The sequence below is a fragment of the Actinomadura sp. 6N118 genome (genome assembly GCF_044326415.1).
GTDB lineage: Bacteria > Actinomycetota > Actinomycetes > Streptosporangiales > Streptosporangiaceae > Spirillospora.
The window spans coordinates 91,310-117,504 of sequence record NZ_JBIRAZ010000023.1 but is presented as its reverse complement, the minus strand read 5'-3'; the positions used below and the strand labels follow the sequence as shown (position 1 = coordinate 117,504).

General features: G+C 71.1%; 27 protein-coding genes. 20 read left to right on the top strand and 7 right to left on the bottom strand.

Features of this window, described 5'->3' with window-relative positions; all coding sequences use genetic code 11:
* Position 1: 1 nt before the first annotated feature.
* From hemB to ACH34W_RS43155, 12 genes are all read left to right on the top strand, one after another.
* A complete protein-coding gene (hemB, locus tag ACH34W_RS43210; RefSeq protein WP_395967023.1) occupies positions 2-982 on the top strand; it encodes a porphobilinogen synthase in 981 nt (326 codons plus the stop codon).
* A gap of 181 nt (positions 983-1,163) precedes the next feature.
* A complete protein-coding gene (locus ACH34W_RS43205) occupies positions 1,164-1,664 on the top strand; it encodes a hypothetical protein (protein WP_395967022.1) in 501 nt (166 codons plus the stop codon).
* A gap of 42 nt (positions 1,665-1,706) precedes the next feature.
* Entirely contained in the window at positions 1,707-2,195 is a 489-nt protein-coding gene (locus ACH34W_RS43200) for a hypothetical protein (protein WP_395967021.1), read from the top strand.
* 205 nt (positions 2,196-2,400) lie between these two features.
* Positions 2,401-3,450 (top strand): hypothetical protein, encoded by a 1,050-nt coding sequence (locus ACH34W_RS43195; RefSeq protein WP_395967020.1) that lies wholly within the window; start codon positions 2,401-2,403, stop codon positions 3,448-3,450.
* A 32-nt stretch (positions 3,451-3,482) separates the two neighbouring features.
* The gene (locus ACH34W_RS43190) at positions 3,483-4,178 is read left to right on the top strand and encodes a response regulator transcription factor (protein WP_395967019.1); all 696 of its coding nucleotides are present in this window, start codon (positions 3,483-3,485) and stop codon (positions 4,176-4,178) included.
* Positions 4,178-5,578 (top strand): sensor histidine kinase, encoded by a 1,401-nt coding sequence (locus ACH34W_RS43185; protein ID WP_395967018.1) that lies wholly within the window; start codon positions 4,178-4,180, stop codon positions 5,576-5,578. Before ACH34W_RS43190 ends, ACH34W_RS43185 begins: the two co-directional genes overlap by 1 nt.
* Positions 5,575-6,549 carry a TAXI family TRAP transporter solute-binding subunit gene (locus ACH34W_RS43180; protein WP_395967017.1) on the top strand — a complete coding sequence of 325 codons (975 nt, stop codon included), beginning with the start codon at positions 5,575-5,577 and terminating at the stop codon, positions 6,547-6,549. Before ACH34W_RS43185 ends, ACH34W_RS43180 begins: the two co-directional genes overlap by 4 nt.
* Positions 6,550-6,870: 321 nt before the next feature.
* The gene (locus ACH34W_RS43175) at positions 6,871-8,001 is read left to right on the top strand and encodes an efflux RND transporter periplasmic adaptor subunit (RefSeq protein ID WP_395967016.1); all 1,131 of its coding nucleotides are present in this window, start codon (positions 6,871-6,873) and stop codon (positions 7,999-8,001) included.
* Positions 7,998-8,813 carry an ABC transporter ATP-binding protein gene (locus ACH34W_RS43170; RefSeq protein WP_395967015.1) on the top strand — a complete coding sequence of 272 codons (816 nt, stop codon included), beginning with the start codon at positions 7,998-8,000 and terminating at the stop codon, positions 8,811-8,813. Before ACH34W_RS43175 ends, ACH34W_RS43170 begins: the two co-directional genes overlap by 4 nt.
* Positions 8,810-10,075 (top strand): ABC transporter permease, encoded by a 1,266-nt coding sequence (locus tag ACH34W_RS43165; RefSeq protein WP_395967014.1) that lies wholly within the window; start codon positions 8,810-8,812, stop codon positions 10,073-10,075. Before ACH34W_RS43170 ends, ACH34W_RS43165 begins: the two co-directional genes overlap by 4 nt.
* A gap of 71 nt (positions 10,076-10,146) precedes the next feature.
* Entirely contained in the window at positions 10,147-10,632 is a 486-nt protein-coding gene (locus ACH34W_RS43160) for a hypothetical protein (RefSeq protein ID WP_395967013.1), read from the top strand.
* A 255-nt stretch (positions 10,633-10,887) separates the two neighbouring features.
* On the top strand, positions 10,888-11,535 hold the full coding sequence (locus ACH34W_RS43155) for a bifunctional DNA primase/polymerase (protein ID WP_395967100.1): 648 nt from the start codon (positions 10,888-10,890) through the stop codon (positions 11,533-11,535).
* Between the two features lie 42 nt (positions 11,536-11,577).
* On the opposite strand, the gene ACH34W_RS43150 is transcribed toward ACH34W_RS43155, so the two are convergent.
* On the bottom strand, positions 11,578-13,257 hold the full coding sequence (locus ACH34W_RS43150; RefSeq protein WP_395967012.1) for a serine/threonine-protein kinase: 1,680 nt from the start codon (positions 13,255-13,257) through the stop codon (positions 11,578-11,580).
* A gap of 149 nt (positions 13,258-13,406) precedes the next feature.
* Between ACH34W_RS43150 and hemL the strand changes: the two genes are divergently transcribed.
* Entirely contained in the window at positions 13,407-14,708 is a 1,302-nt protein-coding gene (hemL, locus tag ACH34W_RS43145; RefSeq protein ID WP_395967011.1) for a glutamate-1-semialdehyde 2,1-aminomutase, read from the top strand.
* Between the two features lie 31 nt (positions 14,709-14,739).
* On the opposite strand, the gene ACH34W_RS43140 is transcribed toward hemL, so the two are convergent.
* Together ACH34W_RS43140 and ACH34W_RS43135 are read right to left on the bottom strand one after the other, a co-directional pair.
* Positions 14,740-15,621 carry a dihydrodipicolinate synthase family protein gene (locus ACH34W_RS43140; protein ID WP_395967010.1) on the bottom strand — a complete coding sequence of 294 codons (882 nt, stop codon included), beginning with the start codon at positions 15,619-15,621 and terminating at the stop codon, positions 14,740-14,742.
* A gap of 29 nt (positions 15,622-15,650) precedes the next feature.
* On the bottom strand, positions 15,651-16,586 hold the full coding sequence (locus ACH34W_RS43135; RefSeq protein WP_395967009.1) for an EamA family transporter: 936 nt from the start codon (positions 16,584-16,586) through the stop codon (positions 15,651-15,653).
* A gap of 72 nt (positions 16,587-16,658) precedes the next feature.
* On the opposite strand from ACH34W_RS43135, the gene ACH34W_RS43130 reads away from it, so the two are divergent.
* Positions 16,659-17,594 (top strand): LysR substrate-binding domain-containing protein, encoded by a 936-nt coding sequence (locus ACH34W_RS43130; protein ID WP_395967008.1) that lies wholly within the window; start codon positions 16,659-16,661, stop codon positions 17,592-17,594.
* 15 nt (positions 17,595-17,609) lie between these two features.
* Positions 17,610-18,209, top strand: a complete 600-nt coding sequence (locus ACH34W_RS43125; RefSeq protein ID WP_395967007.1) for a hypothetical protein — start codon at positions 17,610-17,612, stop codon at positions 18,207-18,209.
* Positions 18,210-18,264: 55 nt separating this feature from the next.
* Here the strand turns inward: ACH34W_RS43125 and ACH34W_RS43120 are convergent, their stop codons facing one another.
* Genes ACH34W_RS43120 through ACH34W_RS43105 form a run of 4 tightly spaced genes read right to left on the bottom strand, consistent with a single transcriptional unit; the run spans position 18,265 to position 21,948 of the window.
* On the bottom strand, positions 18,265-19,476 hold the full coding sequence (locus ACH34W_RS43120) for an ABC transporter permease (RefSeq protein WP_395967006.1): 1,212 nt from the start codon (positions 19,474-19,476) through the stop codon (positions 18,265-18,267).
* Positions 19,476-20,168 carry an ABC transporter ATP-binding protein gene (locus ACH34W_RS43115; RefSeq protein WP_395967005.1) on the bottom strand — a complete coding sequence of 231 codons (693 nt, stop codon included), beginning with the start codon at positions 20,166-20,168 and terminating at the stop codon, positions 19,476-19,478. Before ACH34W_RS43115 ends, ACH34W_RS43120 begins: the two co-directional genes overlap by 1 nt.
* Positions 20,165-21,397, bottom strand: a complete 1,233-nt coding sequence (locus ACH34W_RS43110; protein WP_395967004.1) for an efflux RND transporter periplasmic adaptor subunit — start codon at positions 21,395-21,397, stop codon at positions 20,165-20,167. Before ACH34W_RS43110 ends, ACH34W_RS43115 begins: the two co-directional genes overlap by 4 nt.
* Positions 21,398-21,402: 5 nt before the next feature.
* Positions 21,403-21,948 carry a hypothetical protein gene (locus ACH34W_RS43105; protein WP_395967003.1) on the bottom strand — a complete coding sequence of 182 codons (546 nt, stop codon included), beginning with the start codon at positions 21,946-21,948 and terminating at the stop codon, positions 21,403-21,405.
* A 151-nt stretch (positions 21,949-22,099) separates the two neighbouring features.
* On the opposite strand from ACH34W_RS43105, the gene ACH34W_RS43100 reads away from it, so the two are divergent.
* From ACH34W_RS43100 to ACH34W_RS43080, 5 genes are all read left to right on the top strand, one after another.
* A complete protein-coding gene (locus ACH34W_RS43100) occupies positions 22,100-22,756 on the top strand; it encodes a response regulator transcription factor (protein WP_395967002.1) in 657 nt (218 codons plus the stop codon).
* Positions 22,753-24,033 carry a sensor histidine kinase gene (locus tag ACH34W_RS43095; RefSeq protein WP_395967001.1) on the top strand — a complete coding sequence of 427 codons (1,281 nt, stop codon included), beginning with the start codon at positions 22,753-22,755 and terminating at the stop codon, positions 24,031-24,033. The genes ACH34W_RS43100 and ACH34W_RS43095 overlap by 4 nt, the downstream gene beginning before the upstream one ends.
* 60 nt (positions 24,034-24,093) lie before the next feature.
* A complete protein-coding gene (locus ACH34W_RS43090; RefSeq protein WP_395967000.1) occupies positions 24,094-24,735 on the top strand; it encodes a histidine phosphatase family protein in 642 nt (213 codons plus the stop codon).
* A gap of 48 nt (positions 24,736-24,783) precedes the next feature.
* Positions 24,784-25,377 carry a redoxin domain-containing protein gene (locus ACH34W_RS43085; RefSeq protein ID WP_395966999.1) on the top strand — a complete coding sequence of 198 codons (594 nt, stop codon included), beginning with the start codon at positions 24,784-24,786 and terminating at the stop codon, positions 25,375-25,377.
* Between the two features lie 65 nt (positions 25,378-25,442).
* The gene (locus ACH34W_RS43080; RefSeq protein ID WP_395966998.1) at positions 25,443-26,195 is read left to right on the top strand and encodes a cytochrome c biogenesis CcdA family protein; all 753 of its coding nucleotides are present in this window, start codon (positions 25,443-25,445) and stop codon (positions 26,193-26,195) included.

Below are 26,195 nucleotides of genomic sequence, written 5' to 3'. Positions count from 1 at the left end.
CATGTCCGCTCAGTTTCCCGTCGCGCGTCCCCGGCGGCTCCGCCGCACGCCGGCTCTGCGCCGGCTGGTCGCCGAGACCCGGCTCGCCCCGTCCGACCTGGTGCTGCCGATGTTCGTCAAGGAGGGCATCGGCGAGCCCAACCCGGTGAGCTCCATGCCGGGCGTCTACCAGCACACCCGCGACAGCCTGCGCAAGGCGGCGTACGAGGCTGCCGAGGCCGGCGTCGGCGGCATCATGCTGTTCGGCATCCCGGCGGTGAAGGACGGCATCGGCGTTGCCGGCGACGACCCCGACGGCATCGTCCAGGTGGCCTTGCGCGACCTGCACTCCGACATCGGCGACGCGATCGTCCTCATGGCCGACCTGTGCCTGTGTGAATACACCGACCACGGGCACTGCGGCATCGTCACCCCGGACGGTGAGGTCGACAACGACGCGACGCTCGAACGGTACGCCGCCATCGCCGGTGCCCAGGCAGCCGCGGGAGCCGCCGTGGTGGCGCCCAGCGGGATGATGGACGGCCAGGTCGGCGTGATCCGCGCCGCGCTGGACCGGGCGGGGCACCACGAGACCTCGGTGCTCGCCTACTCCACCAAGTACGCGTCGGCGTTCTACGGCCCGTTCCGTGAGGCGGCCGAGGGCGCCCCCCAGTTCGGCGACCGTTCCACCCACCAGCAGGACCCCGCCAACGCCGGCGAGTCGCTCCGCGAGGTCCTCCTCGACCTCGACGAGGGCGCGGACATGGTCATGGTCAAGCCGGCCGGCGCCTACCTCGACGTCGTCCGCCGGGTGCGCGACGCGGTGGACGTGCCGGTGGCCGCCTACCAGGTGAGCGGGGAGTACGCGATGATCGAGGCCGCCGCCGAGAAGGGCTGGCTGGACCGCGACCGCGCCATCAACGAGTCGCTGACCGCGATCCGCCGCGCCGGCGCCGACATAGTCCTCACCTACTGGGCCACCGAGGTGGCGCGCCGCCTCTAGGCTGCGAATGGTGACGGGGGTTCTACACCCCGTTGGTGGATGTTAGGGAAAATTCAAGAAAAATCCTGCGACGTGGAGTCCTTGGTCGGCCTGCGCTTCATTTGTGGCGTGCTGCCGAGGGGGCGGCTACACGGTTCCTCCGCAGTCTGTGCCACGAGGCCCGACCAAAGGAGCGCAGGTCATGCGCAGAAGTTCCACGTCCTCCAGAGCCCGCAGAGCCGCCATCGCCATCGCCGTCCCGGCGCTGACCCTGACCGGGGTGATCGCCGGACTCGCGACGCCGGCCTCGGCCGCCACCACCAAGTGTGCCGACGAGCAGTACATCTACCTCGACGGCGGCCGTAGCTGGGTCGGCATGCAGCCGTGCGTCCACAAGGATGGCAACTACCGCAAGTCCTGGATCCGGGTGCGGTGGTTCTATGACTTCAGGGGCACGAAGTGGGACGGCTTCGACATCCTGGCCACCCTTGAGCGCAACGACGTCATCAAGAACTCGAAGCACTGCGACTTCACCGACAAGCTGAACGCCTCTGTGGTCGGGGACATCAAGTGCACCACCGCGACGCTGTACTCCACCACCAGCGGCGGGTGGACCGCCGACGGTGAGGGCGCCTACAACTTCAACCTCGACGGCAGGGGCTACTACACCAAGCCCCTGCACGGGTCGCCCAAGGTGAGCTGAGAAGGCCGCGATCCCCAACCCTCTCAGCGAAGGAAACGACCCATGCGCACAATCAAGATCAAGTCGGTGCTGGCCGTCTCCGCCGCCGCTCTGGTGGCCGGGAGCGGGCTCGTCCTGACGGCGGCCCCGGCATCGGCCGCCTCCAAATGCGGTGCCGACCAGAAGAAGACCTTCTCCCCTCCGGGCCGTGCGAACACGTTCGTCACGGCGCGCACCTGCGTGCAGAGTGACGGGACCATGAAGCGGGGATGGGTGGAGATCTCCTGGACCGGAAGGGCCGGCGCGAAATTCGACGACTTCATCGTCACCGCTCGGCTGGAGCGCAACGACGCCGAGCGCGGTTACGCGTACTGCCCCATCACCCCCGACGTCAACGGCAGCTCGTCGGGCAGCTACACGTGCGACCCACTGCCCGTCCGGACGTCCCAGGCGGGCGGCTGGACCGGGGACGGCAAGATCATTTACGACTACAACGATGATGGCAAGGGCGACTTCACCTGGGACCTGAAGGGTTCTCCCAAGCTCAGCTGACCTTGCCCACGTGGTTCGGCAGGGGTGCTCACCGGCAGGTGAACGCCCCTGCGTGCCAGGCTTGGACCGCGCCGATGCCGCCGCCGTGACGATCATCTTGGAACCAATTCGTGACATGCGAACCGATCGCATCCGGATGTAAACGATCTAGTGTTCGTCCGAAGCGATCGAAGTGATCGAATCGCTTCGATCTCAGGGAGAGTCGATGAGGTCGGACCTCATGAGCGGCCTGCGGCTCGCTACGCCGCCATCACTCGCTTCGCTCGCGATGTCGGCTGCGGCGCTGGTCCTCGGCCTGGCCGCCGCCGGTTGCTCGAGTGGGACGGACGAGCCCAGGTCGGCACGGCCGACCTTCTCGCCGCCCCCCATCACCGCCACGCCGACCCCGCAGTCGGCCGACGGCCTCGCTCTCCCACTGGAGGCGTACTTCCTGACGCCCGATCAGAACCGCACGGTCGCCCGGGCGCAGAACATGCTCATCTCCGACTGCATGCGGCGGTTCGGCTTCTCCTACCCGGTGAACGCCAGTGGCGGCAGCGACCTCTCGCCGGTCAAGGAAGCCCTCAGGCCACTGTTCCTCGCCGAGAGCAAGGCCGCCCGCTGGGGCTACCACGCGACCCCTGAACGGCTGGCACAGATCAATAAAGGGCAGGAGACCGCGGCCCCGAAGCTGAGCCCCGCCGCGCAGGCCGTGCTGAGGGGTACGGCGAAGTCCCATGGCGGCCAGGACGTTCCCAAGGGCGGATGCTTCGGGCACGGCCGGGACTCGATCGAGGCCGGTGCGGCGAAGGTCAAACTGCCGCCATGGATGAAGAGGGCCGACGAGGACAAGCCGCCTGCCGGTGCTGCGCCGGCGATGCGGTCGGCACGGGCCGCTCCGGGTTACCTGCCGCAGTCGATGCTGAACGGCGCGTTCGACCTCGCGCTGGCCGACCCGCGCACCAAGCAGGCGGACGCCGGGTGGAGCGCCTGCATGAAGCAGTCGGGCTACAACTACGCGAGCGTGGACGCGATCCTGCGGGACGGCCGGTGGGCCGTGAGTGACGCGCCCACCGCCTCCGAGATCGCCACCGCGGTCACCGACGCCCGGTGCCGCGTCAAGGTGAAGTACGGCGGGCTGATGTACGCGCTGCAGCTCGGCTACCAGAAGACGATGATCGACATGTACGCGGACTCGCTGAACCAGGTGAAGCAGGCCAACGAGGCGATGGTCCGCAACGCCACCAAGGTGCTCAGCGGGAACGCGGCGGACTGACCCGGCCGAGGCGACGAGGGGATCTGGTCGCGATGCGGATTCTGCTCGTGGAGGACGACCGGCGCTTCGCGGTCGCGCTGGTCAAGTCGCTGCACCAGTGCGGGCACGAGGTCGAGTACGTGGACAGCGCGGCAGCCGCACTGGCCAGCCCGGCCTGCGACCTGGTCCTGCTGGACCTCGGGCTGCCCGATCTCGACGGGCTGGAGGTCTGCCGCCGGCTGCGGCGGCGCGGCGACGTCGCGATCATCATCCTGTCCGCGCGCGGCACCGAACGGGACCGGGTCACCGGCCTGCGCTGCGGAGCCGACGACTACCTGGTCAAGCCGTTCGGAGTCGCCGAGCTCCAGGCGCGGATGGACGCGGTGCTGCGTCGGGTGCGGCCCAGGCCCAACGGCGTCCACACCGTCGGCGGCCTGGAGGTCGACCTGGACGCCCGCGTGGCGTGCGTGGACGGCGACCGCGTCAAGCTGACACCGAAAGAGTTCTCCCTGCTGGCGGCCCTCATCCGCGAGCAGGGCGTCGTCCTCATGCGTGAGCAGCTGCTCCGCGAGGTGTGGGGCACCACCTGGCAAGGCACGTCCCGGACGCTCGACGTGCACGTGTCGACGCTGCGCACGAAGATCCGCACCGGTGCCCGGGTCGAGGCGGTGCACGGGGTCGGCTACCGGCTGGTGCCCATCGGCGCGCTGCTCCACGGAGCCGGAGACCATCCCATCGAGGACCTCTGATGCGCTTCCGGCTGTTCGGCGTCCTGCTGGCGCTGCTGGTGCTCGTCCTGGGCGTGCTCACCGTGCCGCTGGCGACGGCCGCCGCGTCCAGGGACACCCAGACGATGTTCCTGGACCGGGTGAACGACACGGTCCGGTTCGCCTCGCTCGCGGAGACCGCGCTGCGCACGGGGCAGACGTCCGCGCTCCGGTCCGAGCTGAGCCGGTACGAGGAGCTGTTCGCCATCGACGTCCTCATCGTCGGCCGGGACGGCGAGGCGGTCATAGCCTCGGGGCCGGGCGTGGACCTGCGCGACCCGTCGGTGCGCGCCAAGATCGATGAGGGGCTCTCCGGCAACCGGTCGGCCAGCGCCGGGGTGGTCTGGCCCTGGCGCGACGACCCGCTGATCGTCGTCGAGCCGGTCGGCCGGGGCGGTGAGATCATCGGCGCCGCGCTCACGGTGTCGCCGACGGAACGGCTGCGCGGCGCCACGGTGCGAAGCTGGACCGCGTTGCTCGGGGAGGGCCTGCTGGTCCTGATCATCGGAGTGGTCGCCGCGACCTACCTCACCCGCTGGTTGCTGCGGCCCGTGCACCGCCTCGACGCCACCGCGCAGGCACTGACCGAGGGGCGATTCGGCGAACGGGTCGGCACCGTGTCCGGCCCGCCGGAGCTGCGGCGGCTGGCCACCTCGTTCAACGCGATGGCGGAGCAGGTCTCTGTGCTCGTCGAGCGGCAACGGGCATTCGTGTCGTACGCGAGCCATCAGCTGCGCACCCCGCTGGCACGGCTCAGGCTGTCCATGGACAACCTCGCCTCCGAGACCACTCCGGAGGGCCAGGAGGACCACCAGATGGTGGTCGAGGAGATCGAACGGATGGCGCGCCTCTATGACGCGTTGCTGGCCTACGCACACGCGGAGGCCACCTCGGCCGAGGTCAGCGACATCGACGTGGGGGGCATCGCCGACGCCCGGGTGGCCGCCTGGCAGGCGGTGGCGGAGGACGCCGGGATCGGCGTGGTGCGGACGGGTGCGGCCATAAGCGTGGGCCGGGCCGCAGCGGACACGCTGGACCAGGTGCTCGACGCGTTGATCGACAACGCCGTCAAGTTCTCCGGCGCGGGCAGCACCGTCACCGTCGAGGTGAAGGAGCCGGCCGGCGGATGGGTCGACGTGCACGTCGCCGACACCGGGCCGGGCATGCTGCCGGGCGAACTGCGCCGGGCGGCCGAGCCGTTCTGGCGGCACCCACGGGACCAGAACCTCGACGGCTCGGGCCTCGGCGTGACCATCGCCCAGGCGCTGGTGACCGCGTGCGGCGGCACTCTTGAGCTGCTGCCGGCCGAGCCGCACGGCGTGAACGCCAGGATCAGGCTGCCCGCATCCCCCAGCCCCTGTGACAAGGAGGCCCCATCATGAAATCAGTGCAGGCCACGGCGGTGCTCGCCGTGCTCATCCTCACCGGGCTGGCCGGTCTCGCCCGCGGCGCCTCGTCCGCGCCGGTGAGCCGCCTGGTGATCGCCACCGGTGGCGAAGGCGGTGTCTACCACGCGCTGGGCACGGCGTTCGCCGGCGCCGCGCGGCGCCGCTGGGCCGCCGACACCGCCGTCCTCACCACGGCGGCCTCGGTGGAGAACCTGCGGTTGATCGCCGACGGCAGGGCGCATCTGGGCTTCGCGACGGTGGACTCGGCCGCGCTCGCGGTGCGCGGCGAGGGGCCCTTCGTCCAGGCCCTGCCGATCGTCGCGCTGGCGGGGCTTTACGACGACTACCTGCAGATCGTGGTGAGCGCGGACGGCCCCATCCAAGCGATCGCCGACCTGCGCGACCGGCGGGTGTCCACCGGGTCCGCCGGGTCGGGCACCGAGATCGTGGCGGCGCGGGTGATGGAGGCGGCAGGGCTCGACCTCGACCGGGAGATCGACCGGCATCGCCTGTCGGCGTCCGCGTCGGCCGCCGCGCTCGGCCGGGGCGAGATCGACGCCTTCTTCTTCACCGGCGGCCTGCCGACGCCGGCGGTGGCCGAGCTGTCCCGCAGACACCAGATCCGCATCCTGCCCGTGGGCCAGATGGTCGGCGGGTTGCAGGCCAGGTACGGCGAGGTGTACCAGCCGCGTTCCATCCCGGCGAACCTCTACTCGCTCGCCGGGGAGGTCACGACCGTCGGGATCGCCAACGTGCTGGTCGTACGCGCGGACATGTCGGCGGCGGAAGCCCAGGCGTTGACCGCACTGCTGTTCGAAGCGAAGACCACCCTGAACGCCGCGCACGCCGAGGCCAGGCGCCTGGACCACCGCACGGCTCTCGTCACCTTCCCCGTGCCGCTGCACCCCGGCGCGGCCAAGTACTACCAGGAGTCGAAAGTGATGGCCGCCGGCTCCGCCTCATGAGGTGTGGCCTCCGATGACACCAGCTGGGTGACGAGCCGGTCGCGCACCGGGGCGAAATGTTAAGGAGGCTTCAAGTTATGCCGCCCATTGTGGCAGGGCGGGCCGCGCCACCGATTGCCTAGTAGCACACCCCGCAAGGTGGCTGGCCGCTAACCCCCGACCCAGTGGCCGCCACCACCTCCCGGTGGGTACCGCCCGCGGACGCGCCGCTGAACGCGTTGAGGCGTCCGCGGGTGGACCTGCCCGGTCCCGGTCACCTTTCTCCAGCGAGAGGGAAACCCATGAAGCCGTCCCTGCGGCGCCCTGAGAGCCGGGCCGTCGATGTCGTCCTCCTCTGACGACGGGCCGCTGCGTTCCCGCCGACGGTTCCTGCTCAGCATCGTGGCGGCCTCGGTGGTGGCGTCGGTCGCCAGCCTGGGCGCCTCGACCCTGATCAAATCGCCGCAGCAGGTGGCGGCGGACGCCGGTCCACCGCGGGCCTCGGTGATCTCCGCGCCGGTGGAACGCCGTGTGCTGAAGGAGTCGGTGATCCTTCGTGGCACCGTGGCGCCGGGACGGACGATCGAGGTGACTCCCGCGGCGTCGGCCGAGGGCAGGTCCGTGATCACCAGGGCCACGGTGAAGAAGGGGCAGCGGATCAAGGCGGGCGAGGTCGTCGCCGAGGTCTCGGGGCGCCCGATGATGGTCCTGGCCGGTGCCATTCCCGCGTACCGGGACATCCGGCCAGGCGGCAAAGGGCCGGACGTGAAGCAACTGCAGCGAGCGCTGCGCGGCCTTGGCTACTCCGTGGGTGACGCCAAAGGGATCTACGGCTCGGCCACACAGGCGGCGGTCCGCAAGCTGTACGAGGACCGTGGCTACGAGCCCCCAGCCGCCCAAACCGCGGGCAAGCCGAGCGTGTATTTGAAGGCTGGAGAGGTGGTCTACGTTCCGCGGTTCCCCGCGCGGGCCACCGAGGTGAAGGCGACCCTGGGCGCTCAGGTGACCGGCACGATCCTCAAACTGGCCACGGGCGAGCTGGAGGTCCGGGGCACGCTGACGGCGCCCGACCGCAAGCTGGTGAAGCCCGGCATGGACGTGACGATCTTCTCGGAGGAGTCCGGGCGGTCCGCACCGGGACGCGTGCGGAGCATCGGGGCGTTCACCGCCGACGGCGGCACCGCCGGCGCGGGGCACGCGGTCAGGGTGGCCGGGAAGTCCCAGCTGCCGGAGGGGTTCGCCGGTCAGGACGTGCGGCTGACGATCGAAGCGGCTTCCACCGACGGGCCGGTCCTGGTCGTGCCCGCCTCGGCGGTCTACGGCGCGGCGGACGGGTCCACCCAGGTGATCAAGCTCACGCCGGGCGGCGCCCAGGAGCGGATCGCCGTCACCGCCGGCGCGACGGGCGGCGGATTCGTCGAGGTGCGCGGGGACGGCCTGGCCGAGGGCGACCGCGTGGTGGTCGGCAAGTGAGCGCGCGGGAACCGGTCATCGAGTTCGCCGGGGTCGGCCGGACGTACCCGGGTCCGCCGCCGGTACCCGCGCTGCGGCCTGCCGAGCTGGTGATCCGGCGCGGCGAGTACGTGACCGTGGTCGGCCCCTCCGGATCCGGAAAGTCGACGTTCCTGAACGTCGCGGGACTGCTGGACCGGCCGAGCGAGGGCGTCTACCGGCTGGACGGCATCGACACCGCCACGTTGAACGAACGGGACCGGACGGCCCTGCGCGGGCGCCGGATCGGGTTCGTCTTCCAGTCCTTCCATCTGCTGCCGCACCGCAGCTCGATGGAGAACGTGATGTTGTCCCTCCTCTACACCGGCGCCCGGCGCAAGGAACGCCGCGCACGCGCGCTGGAGACGCTGGAACGGGTCGGCCTCGGGCACCGCGCGCACGCGCCGGCCGGGCGGCTGTCGGGCGGGGAACGCCAGCGGGTCGCGATCGCCCGCGCCCTGGTCAACCGGCCCAGCCTGCTGCTGTGCGACGAGCCGACCGGAAACCTCGACACGACCACCGCGCACACCGTGCTGGCCCTGATCGACGAACTGCACGCGGACGGCTTCACGGTCCTGGTGGTCACCCACGACCCCGGCGTGGCATCGCGCGGCGAGCGTGCCGTGGTGATCCGCGACGGCGTGCTCCGGGAGACCGACCCGGCGGGTCTGACCGCAGAGGCAGTGCAGGCCGTCCAAGATGTGCAGGTCCGGGATGTGCAGGCCGTTCGGAACGCGCATGCCGTTCAGGATGTGCAGGCCGTTCGGGTTGTGCAGACCGAGTGTGTCCGATGAGAGGCCGGGGCAAGACCGCGCCGGTCGAACAGACACGGTTCGCGGCCCGGGACGCGCTGGAGGAGGCCACCGCGGCGATGCTGGCGCGTCCGGCCCGGGCCGCCCTGACCGTCCTCGGGACCCTGCTCGGCGTGGCCGCGTTCGTCGCCGTACTCGGGTTGACCGCCACCGCCAGCGGCCAGATCTCCCAACGTTTCACCGCGCTGGCGGCCACCGAGATCACCGTGGAGGACGCGCCCGAAGACCGCGCCACGGCGGACTTCGCGTTCCCCTCCGACACCGAGCAGCGGCTCACCGCGCTGAACGGGGTGCGGGCCGCCGGCGTGTTCTGGCGGCCGACCATCCCCAAGTCCGAGGGGAGCGAGTCCGGCGCCCTCGTCTCGGCGCGTCCCCCGTCGATCTCGGCGGGCCAGGGTGAGCCGCTCACGGTGACCGCGGTGTCCCCTGGATATCTGGAGGCCGTGCACGCCAGGGCCGGTGCCGGACGGCTCTTCGACTCCTTCCACGAGCGGACCGGGCAACGGGTGTGCCTGCTGGGCCGTGCGGCGGCGTCCCGGCTGGGCATCACCCGGCTGGACGGCCAGCCCGCGATCTTCATCGGGCCCACCCCGCTGACCGTGATCGGGATCATCGACGAGGTCGACCGGCAGTCCGCCACGTTGTTGTCGGTCCTGGTGCCCTCGGTGACGGCCACCGACCTCTGGGGCGTTCCCGGCGGTCTGGAGGGGGAGCCGCCGAAGGTGCTGGTGGAGACCCGGCTCGGTGCGGCGCCGCTGATCGGCCGGCAGGCCGCCCTGGCGATCCGGCCGGACCAGCCCGAACGCTTCAAGGTCACGGTGCCGCCGGATCCCAAGCAGCTCAAGGAGCAGGTCGACACCGACCTGGGCACGCTCTTCCTCGCCCTGGCCGGGATCTGCCTGGTCATCGGGGCCGTGGGCATCGCCAACACCACCCTGGTCGCGGTGCTCGAACGCACCGGCGAGATCGGGCTGCGCCGTTCTCTCGGCGCCCGCGGCCGGCACATCGCGGCGCAGTTCCTCACCGAGTCCGCGGCCCTTGGCCTGCTCGGCGGGCTGGTCGGCACCAGCCTCGGCGTCGCCGCCGTGGTGGGCGTCGCGATCAGCAAGGACTGGACTCCGATCCTCGAACCCCTCGCCGTCCTGCCCGCCCCGGCCGTCGGCGCGGTCACCGGCCTGCTCGCCGGCCTCTACCCCGCCTGGCGGGCGAGCCGCATCGAACCCATCGAGGCCTTGCGCCGGTGACCCCCGCCGACCTCCACAGACTCCTGACCGGCACCCCTCGACCGGCGGGTGACCGAAGAGGAGCAACACAGATGATCACCACATCGAAGAACAGGAGTGTGCTCATGCGGTCGTATCGCAAAGCCCTCGGCGGCAGCGCCGTCAAGATCGCCATGGTCGGCGCGACGGTGGCCGGGTCCATGGTGGCGCTGGCCCCGCAGGCCTCCGCCTCCCACAAGTGCGGCGACCCGGCCTTCGACTACCTGGAGGTCTGCTACTACCGGAACAAGGACTACAGCGGTGGGTCGCGCGCCTTCACCGGAGAGGACAAGCGCTACACGAACGACTACTACGACTATGCCAGTGGCACTGTCGCCCTCAACAACACGATCTCCTCGTACAACAACAGGCACTGGGCTGATTACCTGGCCTACCGTTACGTCAACCAGGATGGCTCCATCTACTACATCAATGGGAACACCTGGGACAGCAACCTGGCCTCGTCCGACTGGTGGGGCAGCGAGACGGGCAGTGCGAACGACAAGCTGAGCTCGCACACCGGCCCCTACACGGGCTGAGTCTGGGTGTTCAGCGCCGAGAGCGTCCGTCACGGTGCGTGGCGGGCGTTCTCGGTTTCTGACGAGAGACGCGCGCTGTGATCATGCTTACGTCAGGCGATCACGAAGTCACCGGCTGCTGATGTGATTCTTTGCTGGTGATCACGTGCGTCTAGTCACTTAGGGTCGTTTCACGGGGGTTGGCGTGTCCGTCCCTTCCGCTTACCTGCATCATCGTTAGGAAGGGAGCAACGTTCGACCACAGGGGGGCGCATGATGCTGGCTGTATCGGGCGGAAGACGGCACAAGGCAAGAAACCGGATGGTCGCGGCCGCGCTCGAATACGCGGAGCTCGGGTGGCCCACCTGTCTCGGCGCCCATCCCCCGGTCGGCGGTGACAGAGCGTGTTCGTGCGACCGGATCGGGTGTCCCGACCCTGGAGCGCACCCCGTGTCGGCCGCCTGGGCGATCCAGGCCACGACCGACCCCGAAGTGGTGAAGCGCTGGTGGTCGGAGCGCCCTCAGGCCAACATCATCCTGCCCACCGGGCGGGTGTTCGACGTCTTCGACGTACCGGCCGCCGCCGGAAGAGCCGCCCTTCAGCGGATCGACCGGGACGGGCTGCAGGTCGGCCCGGTCGCGGCCATCGGCGAGGACCGTTACCTCTTCTTCGTGGCCACCCGTGGCGCCCCCGCCGACGAGCACGAGTGGTGGTCGTGCCATCTGGACTGCTCGCCCGAGAGCATCGCCGAGACGCCCGGCATGCGCTGGCACTGCCGTGACAGCTATGTGGTCGCCCCGCCGTCGGTGCTCCCATACGACCGTGAGATCGCCTGGATCAGGACGCCGGACGGCGGGCCGCTGCCCGACCCGCTCCGGCTCCTTGAAGTCCTCTCCGACAGTTGTGAGGCCGTCGGGCAGTAATCACTCCGGGGCGATCACTGCCGGGCGATCACCGCGGGGCGATCACTGCGGGGCGTTGATCGAGCCGACCTTGCCCCAGTTCGAGTAGGACGTCTGCAGCACCTGAGAACGGCCGCCCTGCCCGACCTTGATCCGGATCTGCACCGGCAGCCCGGTCTGGTCCAGCCGCAGCGCGAACGCCACCTGCTTGGCCTTGACGGCCGAGGCGAGCTGGGTCAGCTCGGGGTTCTGGCTCAGCGCGCTCACCGGCACGGTGCCGCGATAGATCCCGCCTGCCTCCTTGAGGCTGGTGCTGGCCTGCAGCAGCGCCACCACGTTGCCGGCCGCCGAACCCGCCCTCACCTGACCGGCGAGCGCCGCGTACCCGCGCCCGCCGCCGGCGAGCGACGCGTTCTGCCACCGCTTCCCTGCCTGGACGTACGCCGAACCGCCCACCAGCACCGCCCGCGTGCGCTTGCGCAGCGCCTTCGTGCTGCCGGTGACGGTCATCGTGTACGAGGGCGCGGCGCCCTGGACGATCTGGAACGAGCCCTGAGCCCACGCCGAGCCGCCGCAACATCCCGTGCGCCGGAAGGAGAACGAGGCGCCCGGGGTCTCGGCGGTCGCCTTGCCGACCCTGTCGGCGAGGGCCGCGGCCGATGTGGTGCCCGGGGTGGTCGGGGCGGGCGAGCCGCTGCCGGCCGGGGACGGATCGGGCCGCGGCGGATCCTCGTCCTGGCTGGCGTGGACCACCGCGGCGCCCAGCACGCCGCCGATGATGACCACGCCCGCCACCAGGGCGGCGACCAGCCGTGACCGCGACGTACGGACGGGCGGCGAGATGGGGAGGCCGCGGGGCGTCGTGATCCGGGACGGCTTCGGCTTCGGCTCGGGGCGCTCGGCGGTCTGCGCGGCCAGCTCCGTCAGCCGGCTCCGGCCCTGCGCCTCCCACGAGAGGCCGTACGCGGCGACCGCGGCCTCCTCGACCGCGCCGAGCATGTCGGCGGCGGTCCGGGGCCGTTCTGCCGGGTCCTTCGCCAGGCTCCGCGCGATCAGGTCGCGCAGCGGACCGGGCACCTCCTCCACCGGGATGGCCGCCTCGCGGTGGGCCTTGGCCAGTCCCGACTGGCTGCGGGCGTTGAACGGCGGCCGCCCGGTCAGGCACTCGAAGAAGATCGCCGCGGCCGCGTAGAGGTCCGTGGCGACGGTCGCCGGCCCCCCGTTCCACAGCTCGGGTGCCGCGTACGCCGGTCCGGACTGCGCGATCGACCCGGCGTGCGCGAGCCCGAAGTCGGTGAGCCGCCCGTTGCCCGCGCCGTCCACGATGACGTTGCCGGGGCGCACGGCGCCGTGGACGACGTCGCGGTCGTGCCCGGCGGCCAGCCCGGCCAGGATCCCGCCCAGCAGCGCCAGCGCGGCCAGCGGGCCGGTCGGACCCTGCGCGGCGAGCATCCACCGCATGCTGACCCCGTCGACGCGTTCCATGACGACCGCGGCCCCCTCTGGGGCCTCCACGAAGTCATAGAAGTCGACGACGTTGGGGTCCTCCAATTGGGACAACCGCTGTGCCGTCGTCCGGAAATCAGCCAGGAACGCGTCATCGCTCCGGAGCTTCCGGTCCAGATATTTGATCGCGACCTTGGTCTGGGTCAGGTCGTCGACGGCCAGCACGACCCGCCCGGACGAGCCGCTCCCCAGGTCCCGGACGTGCGTGAAGCCCGGGACAGTCCAGCCGTCAACCACGTTGAGAGCCCATCCCTCCGATACGGCCGGCGCCGCTACGAACGAGGCGTCGGGTATCAGCCCGTGACGCCGGTGTACTTGGTGGAATATCGGCCGGTTACGGGCGAGGTCAAGGGCTGTCGCCAAACTGGAACTGAGAGACTGGCCGCGTGACTGGCATCGAAGACTCCAAACGGCTTTTCGAGCGCGCGAACGAGGTGGTCCCTGGAGGGGTGAACTCCCCGGTACGGGCCTTCCGTGCGGTGGGCGGGACGCCGCGGTTCATGACGTCGGCCAAGGGTCCCTACCTCACGGACGCCGACGGAAACGAGTACGTCGATCTCATCTGCTCGTGGGGCCCGATGATCCTCGGGCACGCCCACCCCGCCGTCGTCGAGGCGGTCCAGCAGGCGGCCGGGCGTGGCACGTCCTACGGCGCCCCGACTCCCGGCGAGGTCGAGCTGGCCGAGGAGATCGTGGCCCGGACCCCGGTCGAGAAGGTCCGGCTGGTCAACTCGGGTACCGAGGCCACGATGTCGGCGATCCGGCTGGCACGGGGATTCACCGGCCGGACCAAGATCGTGAAGTTCGCCGGGTGTTACCACGGGCACGTGGACTCGCTGCTGGCCGCGGCCGGATCCGGCGTCGCCACGCTCGGGCTCCCCGACACCCCGGGTGTGACCGGCGCCACGACGGCCGACACGATCGTGCTGCCGTACAACGACGTCGCCGCGGTCGAGGAGGCGTTCGCCGAGTACGGGAACGAGATCGCCTGTGTGATCACCGAGGCGGTGCCCTGCAACATGGGCCTCGTCCCGCCGCTGCCGGACTTCAACGCGCTGCTCAAGGCGAAGTGCCGGCGCAGCGGGGCGCTGCTGATCATCGATGAGGTGCTCACCGGTTTCCGTGCCTCGCGATCGGGCTGGTACGGGATCGAGGGCGTGCCCGGCGATCTCGTCACGTTCGGCAAGGTCATGGGCGGCGGGCTGCCCGCCGCGGCCTTCGGAGGCCGCGCCGACATCATGGATCACCTGGCCCCGGCCGGGCCGGTCTACCAGGCGGGCACGCTGTCGGGTAACCCGCTCGCCACCGCTGCGGGCCTGGCCACGCTGCGGAACGCGACGGACGAGGTGTACGAGACGATCGACCGGTCGGCCGCGCTGGTGGCCGAGGCGGCGTCGGCCGCACTGGCCAAGGAGGGCGTCCCGCATCGCCTCCAGACCGCGGGCAACCTCTTCTCGATCTTCTTCACGGACGAGGTGGTCGGGGACTTCGCAGCCGCGCAGCGCCAGGACTCCAAGGCCTACGCAGCGTTCTTCCACGAGGCACTCGACCGCGGCGTCTACCTGCCGCCGTCCTCGTACGAGGTGTGGTTCCTGTCGGCCGCGCATGACGAGGCGGCTTTGGAGCGCATCACCGACGCCTTGCCGCATGCCGCGCGCGCGGCGGCGGAGGCCAGGTCGGCGGAGTAGCGCTCGCCCGGGGACGGTCAGGAGACGACGGTCAGGAGACCAGGGATCTCAGCCCGGCCAAGGCCGACAGGGCGGTGGCTACAGGTTCGGGACCGGGCGCGTGGAGCGGAGCCCGGACCGAGGGTGAGTCGATGATGCCCCGGTCGGCCAGCGCGGCTTTGAGGACCGCGGGCGAGGGCTCGCTGAAGAGGGCGTCCGTGAGCGGCAACAGGGCGTTGTGCAGGGCCAGGGCGCGGGCGTGGTTGCCGTCGCGGACGGCCTCGGCCATCGCGGCGTACGCGGCAGGCGCAAGGCAGGCCGACGCGGTGATCCCGCCTGCGCCGCCCAGTTGCAGCATCGGGTAGACGTACGCGTCGTCCCCGGCAAGGACCGCCTTGCCGGTCCGGGCGGCGAGGAGCCGCAGCGTGTCCGCGTCGATCGTGCCGGCGCAGTGCTTGATCCCGGCGACGCAGTCGAGGGCGAGCAGGCGGAGCAGGGTGCCGGCCGGGAGATGCTTCCCGGTGCGGTACGGGATGTTGTACGGGATCAGCGGCACGTCCACGGCGGCGCCGATGGCGGCGAAGTGGTCCAGCACGCCCTGGTCGGACGGCCGCAGGTAGTAGGGGACCACCACGAGCAGCGCGTCGGCCAGGCAGGCGCGTTCGCGTGCCTGCTCGATCGAGGGCTCGGTGCCCATGGTCCCGGCGCCGACGATCAGCGGGGTGCCATGCTCGATGGACACCGCACGGCAGGTCTCCAGGACCGCCCGCTGCTCGGCGGCGGTCAGCAGGGCGGCCTCGCCGGTGGTGCCGAGCACGACCAGCCCGGCCGCGCCCTGCTCCAGGCAGTGCCGGGCGAGGCGATCGAGCGACTTGGTGTCGATCTCGCCGGAGTGGCTGAACGGGGTCACGAGCGACGCGTGGACGCCATGCATGATTCTCACCTCGTTGAAAGCGCGGGGGATCACTTGGACAGCACGGGTTCGGGCGTGGGGAGGGGCGGCTCGGCGGCGGGGGCGGGCTCGTCCTGACGGCGGCGCCGGACGCTGCCGAGGGCCACGCCGCCGACGATGAGCGCCGCGGCGAAGAGCCGCAGGGCGCTGACGCTCTCGCCGAGGACCACGACCGTCGAGACGATGCCGAACGGGGGGACGAGCAGCGCGTACATCGCCACCGTGCCCGCCTCGTACCGCCGCATGAGCCACCCCCACGCGCCGAAGCCGACCAGGGTCGACAGGTAGGCGATGTAGGCCAGGGACGCCCAGGCCTCCCAGGGCACGTCGGTGAAAGCGTCCAGGTCGGCGGCCGGTCCCTCGAAGATCAGGGAGAGCGTGAGCAGCGGCAGCGGCGGCACCAGGGACATCCACACCATGAACGCGAAGCCGTCGACGGGCTCCTCGGTGGACTGGTTCATCATCCGCATGAGGACGTTGCCCAGCCCCCAGGAGGCCGCAGCGCCGATGGTCAGCAGGAAGGCCAGGATCGGGCTGCCGTGCCCGAAGTCGACGCCGATCAGCGTCACGCCGAAGAGGGCGACCAGCATGCCGGCCGCCGTGATCGGCCGGGGCCGCTCGCCCAGCAGCCCGAACGCGAAGACGGTCGTGAAGAGCGCGGCCGACTGCAGCAGCACCGAGGCCAGCCCGGCGGGCATGCCCTCTCGCATGCCGATGAACATCATCCCGAACTGGCCGACCCCGATCGCCAGGCCGATCAACAGGATCCATTTCCAGGCGACCGGAGGCCGCCGCACGAAGAAGACCGCGGGCAGCGCCGACACCACGAACCGCAGGGCGCCGAACAGCAGCGGCGGGAAGGTGTCCAGCCCGGTCTTGATCGGCACGAAGTTGAAGCCCCAGATCGCGGCGATCATGACGGCGAGGAGCAGATGGCGCGGTGACATGCACTTATGGTCGCGGTCACCTCGTTTTAGGACAATCTAGAATTAGTTGACAGCTCGCTTTAGAGTTACTTCATGCTCGATTTGGAACGCCTCCGCGCGCTGCACTCGGTCGCCACCTACGGCTCGGTGAGCGCAGCAGCCGACGTGCTGCACGTCACCACCTCCGCCGTCTCCCAGCAGCTTGCCAAGCTGGAGCGCGAGACCGGGCAGAAGCTGCTGGAGCGCAACGGACGCGGCGTCCGGCTGACCGACGCCGCCGAGCTGCTCGTGACCCACGCGGACCGCATCCTGTCCCTGGTCGAACGGGCACAGGCCGATCTGGAGGCCCACCGGGGCGCCGTGGTGGGCGAGCTGGCCGTCGCGGCCTTCCCGACCGCCATCCGCGGTCTCATGCCGGCCGCGCTGCGCGGCCTGCGCGCGGACCATCCCGACCTCCGTGTGATCGTGGGCGAGGAGGACCCGATGCAGAGCATCCCGCGCGTCGTGCGCGGAGATCTCGACATGGCGGTCGTCCAGGACTGGAACAACGAGCCGCTGCCGATCCCCGAGGGCCTGCTCCGCGGCACGATCTGCTACGACGTGGCCGACGTCGCGCTGCCGGCCGGCCACCCGCTGGCCGATCGCGACCAGGTGGAGCTCAAGGAGCTGGCGGGCGATCCGTGGATCAGCTCGACACCGGGCAGCATCTGCTGCGACTGGCTCACGCACACGCTGCGTTCGATCGACGCCGAGCCGCGCATCGACCACATGGCCTACGAGTTCGCCACCCAGCTCGCCCTGGTCGAGGCCGGTCTGGGCAACGCCATCCTGCCCCGCCTGGGCCGCTGTGACGTTCCCGAGGGCGTGCGGATCGTGCCGCTGAAGACCTCCCTGTCCCGCCGCGTCTACGCGGTCTGGCGGGAGGAGGCGGCCCGCCGCCCCGCCATCCGCGCCGCCATGGACGCCCTGCGAGCCGCCGCCCCCCAGAGCGCCCCCGAGCCCGCCGAGCAGCAGCCGCAGGACCTTTGATGGGATCATGGCCGGGTGACGTACGAGCTGGTCATCTGGAACGAGGACGCACCGGTCACGCGTGAGCGCGCCGCGACGGCGTTCGAGCAGGCCGCTCCGCATCCGGCGGTCGCCGCGTTCGTCAAGGAGTTCGCCGACCGCTTCCCGGACGTGGAGGTGTCCGGCGAGGATGAGCGCTTCGCTCGCGTGCGGATGGATGCGGAACGGGCGGACGAGGTCTCCGCACAGGTCTACGCGCTGGCACGAGCACACGGGCTGACCTGCTACGACCCTTACCGTGGGCTGGTGCACAATCTCGGGCCGACCGGGGTGTACGAGGGCATGCAACTCCACACGGGCGACGGCGTTCAGGTGGTCGATCCCGACTTGGGCCTCATCCGGGACGTCCTGGAACGGCTGTCGGAACAGAACCCGTTCGCCGCCCTGGTCGTCTTCGGTGAGCACTTCGTCCAGGCCGCGCCGGAACCCGGCGGCTACGAACTCGAGTACAAGGACAGCCGCCAGAACAAGCTCTACCGGACTCAGGTGACCGATCTCGCCGAGGTCCAGCGGGCCTTCGACGAGTACGCGCGCGACGACCGGGCCTTCCTCGATCGCCACACCTGGGAGGGGTGATCCAGGGCCCGAGGGGAGGCGGCCCTCGGGGGAGTGGGGGCCCTGAATCACCCGCTCACGGGGTGGCGAGCGCCTCTGTCGGCGAGAGCCGGGACGCACGGACCGCCGGGTAAAGACCGGCCAGCGCGCCGATGGCCAGCGTGGCGCCGATTCCGCCCAGCACGGCCCACGCGGGGATGATGACCGGCCATCCCTGGTAGATCGCGTAGCCGCCGGTCACCAGGCTGCCGATCAGCGCGCCGCCCACCCCGCCCAGCGCGGAGAGCAGCAACGACTCCGCCAGGAACTGGGTACGGATCTGCCCTTTCGTCGCCCCGAGCGAACGGCGCAACCCGATCTCCGAGCGCCGTTCCAGCACCGAGATGACCATGGTGTTGGCCACCCCGACGCCGCCCACGAGCAGCGCCACGGCGCCGAGCCCGAGCAGCAACCCGGTGAGGGCCTCGTCGGCGGCCTGCCTGGCGGCGAGCGCGTCCGAGGGACGGGAGACCTCGACCTCGTTCGGCGCCGCCGGGTTGGCGGTGGCCCCGAGCACGGACCGCACCGCCTCGACGCTCGCGTCGTCCGAACGGGTGAAGACCGTGGTCGGATGCCCGTCGAAGCCCAGCTCCGACGTCGCCACCGGCCAGCCGACCAGCGCCCCGCTGTTCAGCTCCTCGGCCAGCGGCGCCGGTTCGAGGATGCCGACGACGGTGAACAGCTCACCGCCGATCACGACCTGGATGCCGGGACCCGCCTGGCTGACGCCGAGCTTCTCCGCCGCGGTCGCGCCCAGGACCGTCGCCGGGTACCTGCTCGTCGCCTCGTTCAGCCAGGTGCCGGCACGCAGCCGTGCGCCGATCGCCTCGCGCAGCCCCGTCCGGGCGGCGTACGTCGCGATCCCGCCGGTCTCCGCCTCGTCGATCTTGCTGTTGCGGTAGACCTTCGCCTCGTCGATCAGGCCGATCGCCGACACCGTGTGAACCGGCGCGATCCGGGCGACCATCGCCTCGGACTCGTTCGGCAGCTGGGCCTCGTCGCCGGCCAGGGTGTTGCCGGGCGTGACCTTCAGCAGGTTGGTCCCCAGCGACGCCAGGGTGCGGTCGAGGTCGGCCCGCGACGACGAGGAGATGCCGACGACGGCGACCATCGCCGCGATGCCGATGGCGATGCCGAGCGCGGACAGGAACGCCCGCATCGGGCGGGTGCGCAGGCCCACCGCGCCGACCTTGACCACGTCGCCCGGCCACATCCGGGCCGGCCTGAGCGACGGACCGATCGCCGCCATCAGCCCACCCCCGCCGTGACCAGACCGGGTTGTCCCGAGTCCGCCACCACCAGGCCGTCGCGCATCCGTACCTGCCGGGGGAGCGCGTCCGCGATGTCCCGGTCGTGCGTGATGATCAGGACCGTGGTGCCGGCGGCGTGCAGCTCGCGCAGAAGCGACATCACCCCCGCGCCCGAGACCGAGTCGAGTGCCCCGGTGGGTTCGTCGGCGAGCAGCAGCGCGGGCTCGCCTGCCACGGCCCGCGCGATGGCGACGCGCTGCCGTTCACCACCCGACAGCTCGTGCGGGTGGTGATCCATGCGATGCCCCAGCCCGACGCGTTCCAGCGCCGCCGCCGCGCGGCGGCGCCGGACGGACGGGCGGTAGCCCGAATAGAGGAGCCCGTCCGCCACGTTGTCCAGTGCCGGCGTGCCCGGCGCCAGATGGAACTGCTGGAAGACGAAGCCGATCCGGCTCGCCCGCAGCGCCGACAGCTTGGCGTCCGACAGCTTGCCGACCTCGTAGCCGTCGATGTGCACCGTGCCCGACGTGGGCCGGTCCAGGGTGCCGAGCACGTTCAGCATGGTCGACTTGCCCGATCCGGACGGGCCGACGATCGCGGCCAGCTCGCCCGCGCCGATGTCCAGCGAGACGCCGCCGAGCGCGGTCACCCCGCCGGAGTAGTGCTTGGTCACGTCCCGAAGGGAGATCATTTCGGCATCCCCACGGTCGTGCCCTCGGTGATCCCCGCGCCGGAGACCTCGACCTTGCCGTCCGCGAACAGCCCGGTCTTGACCGGCACGTAGGCCGTGGTGCCGCCGTTCACGACCTCCACGCCGAAGCCGCCCTCCTGGAGCGCCACCAGCGCCGCGACCGGCACGGTCAGCACGTCCTTGCGGGTCCCGGCGGTGAACGTGACGTCCACCGCGGCCATGGCGTAGTCCGCAGCCTCCTTCTGGGCCTTGGCGCCCTTGAGCTCGACGATGACCTCGACCTTGGTCGTCGCGTCCTCGTTCCCGCTCGCCGGCTGGATGATCGTGGACACCTCGTCGATCCGGCCGGGCACGGCGGTTTCGTCGGGCAGCGTCACCTCGACGGTCGCGCCCTTCTTGGCCAGGCGCTGGTCGGTGGTCTCCAGCTCCACGGTGACGGCTTTGTCGGTCCCGGTGTAGGACAGCACCTTGCCGCCCGGACGCATCGCATCGCCCTCGCCCGCGTGCAGGCTCTCCACGCGGATCTCGCCGGAGACGAAGACCACGCGGCCGAGCTCGACCTCGCCGGTCTCCTCCAGTCCCTTGTCGTCCTGCCACTCGCGGACCGCGTCGGCGGTGTCCCCGGTGTACTCGTCGTCCACCGTGAACCCGTCGTAGCCGAGGGCGCTCAGGTTGCGTTCCAGCTGCAGGACGTCCGAGCCCTCGACGCCCGACCGCAGGGGCCGGTACGCGGGCTTGGACCCGTACATGAGCAGGACGGGGTCGTCGTCCACCTTGTAGAGCGGCTTGCCCCGGCCGATCTCGCTGCCGCTGTCGGGCAGGGCCGTGAGCGTGCCTGACAGCCTGCTGGTCGCGGTGCTGGTCGTCCCGAAGCCGAGCTGCCCGTCGGCCTCCTGGGTGTCCTTGAGCGTCTCCTTGGACACCTTGGCGGTCTTCGGCGGCAGGTTGCTCGCCGTCGCGCCGCCGGAGCCGTTGCCTTGGCCGAGGGCCAACGCCGCCGCGACGGCCACGCTCCCGCCGATCACTACGGCGACGGCCGCGATGATCTTCTTCCGGGAGCGTCGCCGGCGTGGCCGCCGCTCCGCAGCCCGTCCGCCCGGAGGGGGCGGCTCATCGGGCGGGACCGGCCTGGCCTGCCCGCCGGCAGCCTGCCCGTCGGCGCTCTGCCTGTCGGCGGCCTGCCCGTCGACGGCCGGTGCCGGCCGGGGGCCGCCCCCGTGTTCGCCCACTGCCGTCACTGCCCGGCCCCGCCGCCGCCGTTGGCGCCGCCGCGCTGCATGATGGGCATGCACGCCTTCTGCGCGGCCTCAAGGTCAGGGTCGTCCCCGATGTCGTCCTTGTTGATCATGACGCCGCGCTGGCCCGGCTTGGGGTTGGGGAACTTCTCCACACCCTTCTCGCGCATGCACTCGGCGAACTTGAGGCCCCGCTTTTCGGCCTCGGGGTCCGAGCCGGGGGCGGCGTCCTGCATCGGGTTGAACTCGCGGCAGGCTTCCTGCGCCTTGTCCAGCGTGGACCTGGGGATCTTCCCGTCGAGTTTGAGCTGGATGCCGCCGCCCGGCTTCGGGTCGTCCATCGGGATGCCGTTCTTGCGCATGCACTCGGCGTACTTGGCCCCCCGTTCCGCCGGGCTGAGCGTCGCGCCGCCGGTGCTGCCCGCCTGCTTGCCGTTGTTGACGGTCGCGACGCCGGGCTTCTCCTCGTCGCCGCCGCACGCGGTGAGTGTGAGGGCCAGCGCCAGCGGAAGGGCCGCCAGCACACTGATCTTCTGCAGTCGCATGTCTTCTCCTCGATCGGACCGGATCGGTTCCGGCCAATGACGGGCATGCAACCGGGCCCCGCGTTTCCCCTCCGTTTCTCGCGGCCCTAACGGAAAAGAAACAGCCGGATCGTCAGGATGGCTGCTGGGAGTCATCGGAGGGACGGGACAGATGCGGGTGCTGGTGGTGGAGGACGAGCGGTTGCTCGCGGACGCGATCGCGGAGTGGCTGCGGGACGAGGCGCACGCGGTCGATCTCGCCTACGACGGGGCGGCGGCGCTCGAACGGGTCGCGGTCAACGACTACGACGTCGTCGTCCTGGACCGTGACCTGCCGATCGTGCACGGGGACGAGATCTGCCGGGAGCTCGCCGAGGCGGAGACGGCGGTCCGTGTCCTCATGCTGACCGCCGCCGCGGAGGTCACCGACCGGGTCGCGGGTCTCGGCCTCGGTGCGGACGACTACCTCACCAAGCCCTTCGCCTTCCCCGAGCTGGCCGCCCGCGTGCAGGCGCTCGGCCGCCGGTCCCGCCCCGCCGCGCCGCCGGTGCTGCGCCGCGCCGGCATCACGCTCGACCCGGCGCGCCGAGAGGTGTTCCGGGACGGACGCTACGTTCCGCTGGCCCGGAAGGAGTTCGCCGTGCTGACGGAACTGCTCCGCGCCGAGGGGGCCGTCGTGTCCGCGGAACGGCTGCTGGAGAAGGCGTGGGACGAGCATGCCGACCCGTTCACCGGCGCGGTCCGCCTCACCATCCTCAAGCTGCGCCGCAAGCTCGCCGACCCGCCCGTGGTCGAGACCGTCAAGGGAGTGGGGTACCGGATCTCATGAAGCTGAAGCGCCTGCGGCAACGCCGCGTCTCCCTCCGCGTCCGGCTCACGTTGACCTACGGCGGGCTGTTCTTCGTCGCCGGGCTGCTGCTGCTCGGCGTCACCTACGTTCTCTTCGACCAGCAGCTCGCCCAGCGCGGCCAGAAGTTCCTCGCGATCACCCAGACGGATCCGTCCGGCAGGAGGATCACGGTGGCGCCGCAACCACCGAACGAGGCGCGCCCGGGTGACCGGCTCATGTCCGCCGACACCGAGCGCTTCCTCGAGGAGGAGCGGGACAAGCTGCACGACGCCGCCGTGACCTCCCTGGTCACGCAGGGCGGGCTGGCGTTGCTGGCGGTCGGCGGCCTGTCGGTGGGCTTCGGCTGGCTCATCGCCGGCCGCATGCTCGCCCCGCTGCACAAGGTCACCGACACCGCGCGGCGCATCGCGAGCGCGCCCGCCGCCGATCACAACCTGCATGAACGGATCGCGCTCCATGGCCCGAACGACGAGGTCAAGGAACTCGCCGACACCTTCGACACCATGGTCGAACGGCTCGACCGGTCCTTCGACGGGCAGCGCCGCTTCGTCGCCAACGCCTCGCACGAGCTGCGCACCCCGCTCACGCTGGGCCGCGCCCTGGTCGAGGTCGCCATGCACCGCAAGGCGGCCTCGCCCGACGTCATCCAGCTGGGCGAGACCCTGCTGGAGATCAATTCCCGGCACGAACGCCTGATCGGCGGCCTCCTGCTGCTGGCCAGATCCGAGAACGAGATCACCGACCGTGCCCCGGTCGACCTGGCGGACGTCGTCGGCCACGTCACCGCCCAGACCGCCCGCGAGGCGGCGCTTGCCGAGATCACCGTCCGGGAGGAGCCCGGCGAGGCGCTCACCTCGGGCGACGCCCTCCTGCTGGAACGCCTCGTTCAGAACCTCGTCGAGAACGGCATCCGGCACAACTCCGGCCCCGGCGGCTGGGTGGAGGTGACCAGCCGCGCCGGCGACGGCCATGTCGAGCTGACCGTCAGCAACTCGGGTCCCGCCGTCCCGCCCTACGAGATCCCCGCCCTCTTCGAACCCTTCCACCGCTTCGACAGTGACCGTCTGGTCACCGCCAAGGGCGCCGGTCTCGGCCTCTCGATCGTCCGTTCCATCGTCGGCGCCCACTCGGGCCGGATAGCCGCGAGCCCGCGCCCGGGCGGAGGCCTGGTGGTCACCGTCACCCTCCCCGCCTGCCCGCCCGGCGCCCGCGAGACCCTCCGCCCGGACAGGCAGATAGAGATCATCCGCTCCTGAGTCTGGAGCGGGAGGTCGGGGGCGGGTACACAAGAGGCGCGCGGGTAACCTGGCGACGCCATGACTGCTGATAAGACGATCGTTCACCTGCTGCGGCACGGTGAGGTGCACAACCCCGAGGGTGTGCTGTACGGGCGGCTGCCGGGATACCGGCTGAGTGAGGACGGGGTCCTCATGGCCAAGGCGGCGGCCAGGTGGTTCGCCGAGCGGGACGTCACCGCGGTGTTCTCCTCGCCGATGCAGCGCGCCCTGGAGACGGCTGCGCCGCTGGCGGACGCGCTGGATGTGCCGGTGACGGTGGACGACCGGCTCATCGAGGCCGACAACCACTTCGAGGGGATGACCTTCGGGGTGGGATCGGGCTCGCTCAAGCGGCCAGAGCACTGGCGTTACCTGGTGAACCCGGTCCGCCCCTCGTGGGGCGAGCCGTACAAGGAGATCGCGGCCCGGATGAAGGCGGCGGTGATCCGGGCGAGGGACACCGCCAGCGGGCACGAGGCCGTCTGCGTCAGCCACCAGCTGCCCGTCTGGATCCTGCGGCTGCGGGCCGAGCACCGGCGGTTGTGGCACCATCCCGCCAAGCGCCAGTGTGATCTGGCGAGCGTCACCTCCCTGGCCTTCGAGGGCAGCCGGCTGGTGGAGGTCTCCTACCACGAGCCCGCCGCCGGGATCGCCAAGGGCCCCAGTGTCGCGGGTGCCTGACCCGGCCGCTAGATTGAGTACTACAAGCTGTAGTTGTAGGAGGGTCCGTTGAACCCCCGCACCTCCCCCGGGCTGTTCGCCGCCGTGGTCGCCCTGTCGGTCGGTTCGTCCATGGCGCTGGCGGGCTGCGCGGGATCGTCGGCGTCGGGCCCCGACGGGAGCGGCAACCGCTTCGTCGGGGGCGACGGCAACGCGCAGGAGATCAAGGCCGCCGACCGCAAGGCCGCCCCGCAGGCGGAGGGCACGACGCTGGAGGGCAAGCCCCTCAAGCTCGCCGAGCTCCGCGGCAAGGTCACCGTGGTCAACTTCTGGGCCTCGTGGTGCGCCCCCTGCCGGGGCGAGGCGCCCTCCCTGGAGCAGGTCTACAAGGAGAACAAGGCCAAGGGCGTGGAGTTCGTCGGCGTCGGGTTCAAGGACAGCCGCGACAACGCCAAGGCCTTCGAGCGCAAGTTCAAGATCACGTACCCGAGCCTGTTCGACGAGAGCGGGCAGATCACGCTCGCCTTCCGGGACGTGCCGCCGAACGCGATTCCCAGCACGCTGGTCCTCGACCGGCAGGGCCGGGTCGCGGCCCGCATCGTGGGTGCGACGACCTACTCGAAGCTGGGCCCGCTCGTCGCCAAGGTCGCGGCTGAGAAGTGACCCCGAGCGGAGCGAACCAGTGACATCGCGCGGAGCGAACCAGTGACACCGAGCGGAGCGAGGCAGTGAGCGCCCTGGCCCAGGTCAACGAGACCGTCACCAGCGGGTCGTTGCTGGTGGCTGCGCCGCTGGCCGCCCTGGCCGGGCTGGTCTCGTTCGCCTCGCCGTGCGTGCTGCCGCTCGTGCCCGGCTACCTCTCGTACGTGACCGGCATGAGCGGTGCGGACCTGGCTGACCAGCGGCGCGGACGGCTGGTGGCGGGGGCCGCGCTCTTCATCGCGGGCTTCACGCTGGTCTTCGTGAGCTACGGGCTGGTGTTCGGCGGCCTCGGGCGCTGGCTGCTGGAGTACCAGGAGCCGATCACCCGTGTGCTGGGGGCCGTCACGATCGTCTTCGGGCTGGCGTTCATGGGTTTCGTGCCGGGACTCCAGCGGACCATGAAGTCCGGGAGGCTGCCCGCGGCCGGGCTGGTGGGCGCGCCGCTGCTGGGCGTGCTGTTCGGTGTCGGCTGGACGCCCTGCATCGGCCCGACGCTCGGCGCCGTCCAGGCACTGTCCATCACCGAGGCGAGTGCGGGCCGCGGCGCGCTACTGTCGCTGGCGTACTGCCTGGGACTCGGCCTTCCCTTCGTGATCACCGCGCTGGCGTACCGGCGGGCCCTCGGGGCCTTCGGGGCGGTCAAGCGGCACTACCGGCTGGTCATGCGCATCGGCGGCGGCATGCTCGTCGTGCTCGGGTTGCTGCTGGTGACCGGCATGTGGAACGACCTGACCATTCAACTGAAGTCGTGGATCAGCGGCTTCGAACCGGTGATTTGA

Excerpts from the sequence above, each read along its gene's own strand:
- hemB (WP_395967023.1), top strand. The coding sequence starts at position 2 with ATGTCCGCTCAGTTTCCCGTCGCGCGTCCCCGGCGGCTCCGCCGCACG.
- ACH34W_RS43205 (WP_395967022.1), top strand. The coding sequence starts at position 1,164 with ATGCGCAGAAGTTCCACGTCCTCCAGAGCCCGCAGAGCCGCCATCGCC.
- ACH34W_RS43200 (WP_395967021.1), top strand. The coding sequence starts at position 1,707 with ATGCGCACAATCAAGATCAAGTCGGTGCTGGCCGTCTCCGCCGCCGCT.
- ACH34W_RS43195 (WP_395967020.1), top strand. The coding sequence starts at position 2,401 with ATGAGGTCGGACCTCATGAGCGGCCTGCGGCTCGCTACGCCGCCATCA.
- ACH34W_RS43190 (WP_395967019.1), top strand. The coding sequence starts at position 3,483 with ATGCGGATTCTGCTCGTGGAGGACGACCGGCGCTTCGCGGTCGCGCTG.
- ACH34W_RS43185 (WP_395967018.1), top strand. The coding sequence starts at position 4,178 with ATGCGCTTCCGGCTGTTCGGCGTCCTGCTGGCGCTGCTGGTGCTCGTC.
- ACH34W_RS43180 (WP_395967017.1), top strand. The coding sequence starts at position 5,575 with ATGAAATCAGTGCAGGCCACGGCGGTGCTCGCCGTGCTCATCCTCACC.
- ACH34W_RS43175 (WP_395967016.1), top strand. The coding sequence starts at position 6,871 with ATGTCGTCCTCCTCTGACGACGGGCCGCTGCGTTCCCGCCGACGGTTC.
- ACH34W_RS43165 (WP_395967014.1), top strand. The coding sequence starts at position 8,810 with ATGAGAGGCCGGGGCAAGACCGCGCCGGTCGAACAGACACGGTTCGCG.
- ACH34W_RS43160 (WP_395967013.1), top strand. The coding sequence starts at position 10,147 with ATGATCACCACATCGAAGAACAGGAGTGTGCTCATGCGGTCGTATCGC.
- ACH34W_RS43155 (WP_395967100.1), top strand. The coding sequence starts at position 10,888 with ATGCTGGCTGTATCGGGCGGAAGACGGCACAAGGCAAGAAACCGGATG.
- ACH34W_RS43140 (WP_395967010.1), bottom strand. The coding sequence starts at position 15,621 with ATGCATGGCGTCCACGCGTCGCTCGTGACCCCGTTCAGCCACTCCGGC.
- ACH34W_RS43135 (WP_395967009.1), bottom strand. The coding sequence starts at position 16,586 with ATGTCACCGCGCCATCTGCTCCTCGCCGTCATGATCGCCGCGATCTGG.
- ACH34W_RS43130 (WP_395967008.1), top strand. The coding sequence starts at position 16,659 with ATGCTCGATTTGGAACGCCTCCGCGCGCTGCACTCGGTCGCCACCTAC.
- ACH34W_RS43120 (WP_395967006.1), bottom strand. The coding sequence starts at position 19,476 with ATGGCGGCGATCGGTCCGTCGCTCAGGCCGGCCCGGATGTGGCCGGGC.
- ACH34W_RS43115 (WP_395967005.1), bottom strand. The coding sequence starts at position 20,168 with ATGATCTCCCTTCGGGACGTGACCAAGCACTACTCCGGCGGGGTGACC.
- ACH34W_RS43105 (WP_395967003.1), bottom strand. The coding sequence starts at position 21,948 with ATGCGACTGCAGAAGATCAGTGTGCTGGCGGCCCTTCCGCTGGCGCTG.
- ACH34W_RS43100 (WP_395967002.1), top strand. The coding sequence starts at position 22,100 with ATGCGGGTGCTGGTGGTGGAGGACGAGCGGTTGCTCGCGGACGCGATC.
- ACH34W_RS43095 (WP_395967001.1), top strand. The coding sequence starts at position 22,753 with ATGAAGCTGAAGCGCCTGCGGCAACGCCGCGTCTCCCTCCGCGTCCGG.
- ACH34W_RS43090 (WP_395967000.1), top strand. The coding sequence starts at position 24,094 with ATGACTGCTGATAAGACGATCGTTCACCTGCTGCGGCACGGTGAGGTG.